This is a genomic window from Shewanella sp. 1180_01 (assembly GCF_052850535.1).
Genome location: NZ_VXCT01000065.1, coordinates 21,387 through 28,279 on the forward strand (window position 1 = coordinate 21,387; position 6,893 = coordinate 28,279).

Annotated in this window: 4 protein-coding genes and 1 rRNA gene; 2 read left to right on the forward strand and 3 right to left on the reverse strand. The window is 46.6% G+C overall.

The genetic code is table 11. The annotated features are described in order from the left end of the window. Positions 1-2 precede the first annotated feature (2 nt). Entirely contained in the window at positions 3-998 is a 996-nt protein-coding gene (gene add / locus FW758_RS21675) for an adenosine deaminase (RefSeq protein WP_446446482.1), read from the reverse strand. Positions 999-1,208: 210 nt separating this feature from the next. Here add and FW758_RS21680 point away from each other — a divergent pair, with 210 nt between their 5' ends. Both FW758_RS21680 and FW758_RS21685 read left to right on the forward strand, forming a co-directional pair. Continuing rightward, positions 1,209-3,020: a DUF885 domain-containing protein gene (locus tag FW758_RS21680; protein ID WP_446446483.1), complete on the forward strand. Its 1,812-nt coding sequence runs from the start codon at positions 1,209-1,211 to the stop codon at positions 3,018-3,020. A 95-nt stretch (positions 3,021-3,115) separates the two neighbouring features. Next, positions 3,116-4,099 (forward strand): alpha/beta fold hydrolase, encoded by a 984-nt coding sequence (locus FW758_RS21685; protein WP_446446484.1) that lies wholly within the window; start codon positions 3,116-3,118, stop codon positions 4,097-4,099. Here FW758_RS21685 and FW758_RS21690 read toward each other — a convergent pair. Continuing rightward, positions 4,056-6,518: an EAL domain-containing protein gene (locus tag FW758_RS21690; protein ID WP_446446485.1), complete on the reverse strand. Its 2,463-nt coding sequence runs from the start codon at positions 6,516-6,518 to the stop codon at positions 4,056-4,058. The genes FW758_RS21685 and FW758_RS21690 overlap by 44 nt on opposite strands. Positions 6,519-6,807: 289 nt before the next feature. Further along, a 5S ribosomal RNA gene (gene rrf / locus FW758_RS21695) occupies positions 6,808-6,893 on the reverse strand; the annotation flags it as partial.

A 6,893-nucleotide genomic window follows, 5' to 3' on the forward strand; every position in this document is an offset into this window, starting at 1 on the left:
GCTTATACCTTAGCGGCATACAGCGCTTTACGCTCACTGTCGGATAAAAACGCCATTTCAACGCCGTTGCGTTGCACCTGCGCTAACTCAGCATCGGTTAACTTGAGTTCGGATTTAGCAATACGGTACTCATGATTAATGTCGATAGCGCTCACACCGGGATCATCGGTATTTAAGTTGATCAATACGCCTGCATCCATAAAAGTTCTAAAAGGATGCTCAGCGTAAGAAGCGACTGTAGAAGTATGCAAGTTACTGGTTGGGCAAGATTCGATACCAATACTGTGCTTAGCGAGATATTCCATCAACTTAGGATCGTGAATCGCGTTCACCCCGTGGCCAATTCGCGTCGCGCCAAGTTCTTGAATCGCTTGCCACATACTTTGTGAACCCGCGGCTTCACCGGCGTGAGCCGTAATCGCAAGATCTGCATCACGAACACGTTTAAAGTGCTCGTTAAATAACTCGCCAGGGAAACCCATTTCATCGCCAGCTAAGTCCATAGCCACGAGATGTTGTTTATGGGCAAGTAAGCCTTCAAGTTCTTGAGTACAAGCGGCTTGACCGAATGAACGTGACAAAATACCAATCAAATTGATCTTCACGTTATAGTCTTTTAAGCCCGCTTTAACGCCGTCGACTACTGCTTCAACTACGCCTTCAATCGGTAACTTATGGTTCATCGCCATATAGTAAGGACTAAAACGTAACTCAGCGTAATCTAAGCCAGACAATGCCGCATCGGCAACGTTTTCATAGGCAACGCGTTTAACCGCATCCAAGTCAGCGAGTACGCCAACCATCCAATCGAGCTTCTTTAAGAAGGCGACTAAGCTAGTTTCTTTCCCCTGAATTTGCACAAAAGGTGCGAGAGTCTCTAAAGAATCGGCAGGTAGCGCAATGCCGTGTTGGTGTCCTAGTTCCCAAATGGTGTTTACTCGCACATTACCGTCTAGGTGACGATGCAGATCCACCAATGGAATGGATGTATCAATCATATTTAACCCCTATTTGAACTACCCAGCCAATGCTTTTGTTATTTGGTCGCGGGCGGACACTAAGTTTAACACGCATTTTCAGGGGCATTTATGCGCCAAACGCATTTAAATTCACATTCAGTCACAATTCTGCTTAATATCCATACAAGGAACTGCCGTATTCATCAGGCATAATGACTTCAATAACAACGAAAATATCAGAGATCTGCTATGCATAAACTCTTAACCCCCAGTTTATTGATATGCGCATTAAGCGCCTGCAGTACCACTCAAGCCACAAAAAATAGCCAAACCGTAGCGCCACAGGCAATATCAGCAACACAATCGCAAGTTGAGCCCATAGCTCCCGCGCTGCAGGCGATTATCGACCAAAGCTGGCAATTACAGCTCAGCGCGAGTCCTGAAATGGCTTACAGCATGGGTGATGCCAGTGCCGCAGGAAAGTTATCGGATCTCTCGCCAGCTGCGCTCGCTAAGCTCAATCAAGGCCAAATCACAGTATTAGCGCAGCTCAAAGCACTCGACCGCAGCAGTTTGAGTAAAGAAGATAAGATTAACGCTCAAATACTGGAAGATCAGATCCAAAACGATGTCGACCTGTATAGCTTTAAAGATTATTACTTGCCCATTACCGCGGAAAGCGGCTTCCACGCTTATATCACCTCAATCGCACAGGGAAGATTCAACACCCTTGAGGATTACCACAACTATATTGCCAAACTCAATGCACTCCCGACCTATTTCGCCCAGCAAACTCACTGGCTGAAACAAGGATTAGCCGAGGGAATAACGCCGCCTAAAGTGACACTCAATGGCTTTGAAGACAGTATCAGTGCTTATATCGTCCCTGTGGAAAAGAGCGGTTATTTCAAACCTTTTACCCAATACCCCAGCTATTTCACTGAAGCACAAAAAACTCAGCTGACCCAAGAAGGTCGCGCCTTAGTCGAGCAAAAAGTCTTGCCGCTGTACCAAAACTTCTATGATTTTATGACCAAAGAGTACATTCCCAATGCACGGGAAAATATCGCGGCCAGCAGCTTACCTAACGGTGCTGAGTTTTATGAGAATCGAGTACGTTACTATACGACCTTGAATATGACGTCGGCAGAAGTGCATGAACTGGGCTTAAAAGAAGTAAAGCGTATCCGCCAAGAGATGGAGCAAATCATCAAGTCCGTTGGCTTTAAAGGCAGCTTTGCCGACTTCTTACATTTCCTGCGGACTGATCCCCAGTTCTACACCACCAGTGCCGATCAGTTACTCAAAGAAGCGGCATTTATTGCAAAAAAAGCCGATGCCATGTTGCCTAAGTACTTCGGCAAACTTCCCCGTAAACCCTACGGCATAGCGCCAGTGCCCGCCGAAATTGCGCCGAAATACACCACAGGACGATATTCAGGATCGAACAGCGATGACGAACCCGGTTACTACTGGGTCAACACTTATGCATTAGATAAGCGCCCACTCTACGAGTTAGAAGCTTTAACTTTGCACGAAGCCGTACCCGGTCATCATCTGCAAATTTCACTCAACTCTGAGCTAACGTCACTCCCTGACTTCCGTCGTTATGGCTATATCTCTGCCTTCGGTGAAGGCTGGGGGCTGTATTGCGAATACTTAGGTTTGGAGGCTGGCTTCTACCAAGATCCCTACAATAACTTTGGCCGCTTAACCTATGAAATGTGGCGGGCGGCGCGTTTAGTCGTAGACACAGGCATGCATGCCCAAGGATGGAGTCGTCAACAAGCCATCGATTTTATGGCCAGCAATACCGCGCTATCACTACACAATGTCACGACCGAAATTGACCGTTATATTTCGTGGCCAGGACAAGCCTTGTCCTACAAGATTGGCGAGTTAACGATCAAGCGGTTACGTGCTAAAGCAGAACAGGAACTCGGCGACAAGTTTGATATTCGCGCCTTCCACGACGCTGTGCTCGAAAATGGCTCAGTACCTATGTCGATCCTCGAACAGCAAATCAATGATTTTATTGAAGCTAAAAAGGCGACACGCTAAGTTAATCACAACCATGGGAGTCGGTATTTTCAGACTCCCATGGTTGTCTGTTACACTCTAGCAAACCATTCAAGCCAAATGATTTGCGACTGAGTATGAGCCAAGCCAAAGCGACATTTTCGACTGAACACGATTTAAATACCTCAGAGCAGCAAGCCTTCTGGCAAAGCGTTGTTCAAGACACGCTGATCACAGCTGATGGCATCACGCTGGCCTATATGATGGTCAAACATCCCCAAGCACATACCGCAATCGTTCTCAGTAGTGGCCGAGTTGAATCCTATTTAAAGTACCAAGAATTGGTCTTCGACTTATACCAACAGGGTTACTCAGTTTATGCCATCGATCACCGTGGCCAAGGATTATCGGATCGTATGACAATTAATCCGTACATGGGTCATGTGCGAAGATTTAATGATTATATTGATGATTTTGCAATGTTTATGCAGAAGAAAGTGTTACCGCAAAACGACAAACAACTCATGCTACTTGGCCATTCAATGGGTGGCGCGATTGGCACTTTGTATCTCAAACAACATCCCGATATTTTTACCGCCGCGGTATTTTCAGCGCCCATGTATGGCATCAAATTACCTATGCCAAAAGCATTCGTGCGCTGGTTAGCCAGTAAACTCGATACCACTCTCAATGGCGGCGAACCTAACTATGTGCTTGGAGGACAGAACTATAAACCGGTTCCCTTCAAAGGAAATGAGCTAACCCATTGCCAAAGTAGATACCAAGCCTATCGAGACTTGTATGACGCGGCCCCTAAGTTACAACTCGGTTCCCCAACTAACCGTTGGTTGACAGAGTCTTTAGATGCGGCAGACACTTGCGTACTGGCAACAGCGCAAATTCGCACGCCGATCCTGATACTGCAAGCGAGTGAAGACAAGATTGTTGACAATGCGGCCCAGAATCTTGCGGTGAGCACTCATTGCCAATTGAAGGTGATCGCGGGGGCTGCCCATGAGATTTTTATGGAAAAAGACGCCTATCGAAACCAAGCCTTAAATTATGCCCTCGACTTCTTTAAACGCTACGCAATAAAGGACGAGGACAAACAAGCTGGATAAAGTCCGCTTGGTTTAACGCTCGGCTGAATAAATAGCCCTGATAACCATCACAGCCAAATTCAACAAAGGCTTGATAGTGTTGGGGTGATTCAACGCCTTTAGCCACCACGTGCAAATTAAACTGCTGCGCAGAGACAATTAACGCCTTCACTCTTTGTGGCATTGCGGCCAATGAATCAATACAACTCATATCCAATTTAACCGCAACTAATGGCTGGTTGGCTAAACAACTCAAAGCACTCGATCCAGAACCGAAATGATCGAGGACGATACCTATCCCCGCATCGACCAACTTAGACACGCGCTCAGCCACAAACTGTGGTTGCATTAACAATGCGGCCTCATTGAGCTCAATACCCAGTTGATTCGCCGCAATACCATGCTCTTTAACTAACGCAATCAATGCATCAACAAAATCTGCCTGACCAAATGAGAATGCACTGATATTAAGAGTTAAAGTCGGCAAACTCCGGCCTTGGGCATGGGATGTCTGAATAAACTGACACACACGTTTAGCGACCCAAAGATCGAGTTCAGCAATCATTCCTCCCTGTTCGGCTAACGTCACGAACTCTGCAGGTGGGATAAACTCGCCATCGGCACGATACCAACGTGTGAGCACTTCAGCCGAGACCAATTCACTGTGCACATTCATCACAGGTTGGAACATTAACGTCATGCTATCTTGCTGTAATGCCGTCTGTAATGCCGTCTGTAACTCCTGTTGTAACTGTTCATCACGGCTCTGACGTAAATCCATCTCAGCATGATAGAAAGCGCATCCCGCTTGCCCAGGTTGCTTAGCACTCAAGGTTGCTAACTCGGCGCGGCGCATGACTAAAGCAGGATCTAAGGTCTCTATGCTGTCGAGCAAACAAATCCCCACATTCGCGCTAAGCTCAAAATAATGATGACCATAATGGAATGGTCGAGCAATCACTTGCCTTAACTCACTCGCAAGCGCTAAAGCACGACGCGCAGCCACTGAAGCATCAACCGCTAAGTCTTTAGCCAGCAAAACAAAATCACCGGACTCCAATCGGCCAACGGTAATATTCTCAGTAAAATAACTCGATAGACGTGCAGCCACTTGCGTGAGTAAGCGCTCTAATTCGTGGGAGTTTAGAGTCGCGACCAAGCCTAATCTATCCACCTCAACAAGCAGCAATGCTCCCCATTGACCTGAACTATTACCTTGGGTTAAAAATTGCGACAGTCGCGCCATAAAGACATCGGGTAACATCTTGCGACCCGTAACCGATTGATCCACAAGTTCATTAATCGCAGCATGGTTCTTGGCACTTTCTGACACATCCATATGAATGCCGATCATCCGAGTAGGACGTCCTTGAGGGTCCCAATCAACCAGCATGCCGCGATCCAGCACCCACACATAATGCCCCTCTCTATGTCGCAGGCGATGGACACTTTCAAATTCCTTACTTTTACCGCTAACGTACTCCTGCAACGCATCCAGTACGATATCCCTATCATCGGGATGTAACCGCGTTTCCCAAGTCTGGAATACGCCCGCTAATTCATCCGGCGCATAACCGATCATCTCTTTCCAGCGATCAGAAAGAAAAACCTCACCCGTGCTGATATCCCAATCCCAAATACCGTTCCGCGAGCCTTCCACCGCAAACAGCCAGCGCAGTTCGCTGTCATTCAACTGTTTCACAGCACGACTCAAACGTTCATGTACCTGCTGCAAACTGGCTTGCAATGATAAGACTTCTGATGAGCTCCAAGGGATCGATGTCGAAAAGGAAGAAGTCCCTACCTGTTTAGCGGCCTCGCTTAATATTTGGAATGGACGGATCAATAGGAAATAGAGAATGAAGGTAAAACCAATCAGTAATAATCCACCCAGCCCCCAAACCCGCATAAAACGTTGTTGTAACTTAGCGGAAGCTTCGGCGACTAAAGGCGCTAAATCGGCTTCAAGATAAATCAAATCAACCGCACCACCATACTGAGGCAAGACGGGATAATATGCTTGAATGGTTAAGCGTTCGAGATTAACAAGAATTTGTGGCAGGAAAGCCTGAACCACAGCACGATGACGAGTAGCATCATAACCATCAATGACTTGCATGGCATTGCTATCGCGCCAAACAGTATGGTTTGCAAAACGAATACGGCTATCAGCATCAACTAAGATATAAACCATAGTGCCCATATCCAGCGCAGCTAAGGAAACCTCCTGCTCGATCCGCTCCACATCCTGTAAAGCCTGCGCCGATTGAACCACATTCTGCATCCGGAACAACTGCTGCTTTATCAGTGTCGATTGTCGCTGCGCCAATTCAGCACGCACTTGATCGCTTTCAAACAGGTACTCGCCTATGACCAACACTAAATATAGTGTCAGCATACACAGAGGGAGCAGTACCGCGAGCGAAAGCTTACGAAGCATAGGCAACAGACAGCCTTTAACAAAAATGTGAATAGTTTTTGTATGCTAACGGGAAACTAACCACTAAGCAAAAGGACTTATCAAACTAAGCGAGATCTTGATGTAAATAATGAACTTAGAGTATAAAAGTCTGAAATATAGGAAGGAAAAAACGTAAAGAACTAGCGAAATGACCAGAGCTAAAACGAATAGAACAATGTTCTGTATTAACGCTGATTTAACAAATTGCATACGCAAAAAAGCCAGCTTATTCAGCTGGCTTCGTTACATCTCAAAGAGATAATTAGGCGCTTGGCGATGACCTACTCTCACATGGGGAGACCCCACACTACCATCGGCGCGATTGCGTTTCACTTCTGAGTTCGGGATGGGATC